Consider the following 309-nt stretch of genomic DNA (forward strand, 5'->3'; position numbering starts at 1 on the left):
GAAAGGGCGATGTCCTAGGCCTCTAGACGATGGGGACAACAGGTAAAGATAATTTGTTGTCTTCGCACTTCTTTTTCATTTCATTTGTTTATCTTGCTCGACCTAGTAAGCAATAGTTTAAAGTGCGGTCTTTTTTTCTTTCTTTTCTACTTTTTATCAAACAATCTGTGTGAACACTTGCTGTTGCTTCGTTTCTTGGTAAGCAAGTCAATAAGCCGAATACTCTGTATCCTGTCACCTATCGCCTGTCACCTGTTATAAGGAGGTGATCCAACCGCAGGTTCCCCTACGGTTACCTTGTTACGACTT

At 41.4% G+C, this 309-nt stretch carries 1 rRNA gene; it reads right to left on the reverse strand.

Features of this window, described 5'->3' with window-relative positions:
* Positions 1-258 precede the first annotated feature (258 nt).
* Positions 259-309 (reverse strand): 16S ribosomal RNA (locus ACTG7X_RS11100); the annotation flags it as partial.

Origin of the sequence: Lonepinella sp. BR2271 (assembly GCF_051851515.1) — a bacterium.
In the GTDB taxonomy this organism is placed as follows: Bacteria; Pseudomonadota; Gammaproteobacteria; order Enterobacterales; family Pasteurellaceae; genus Lonepinella.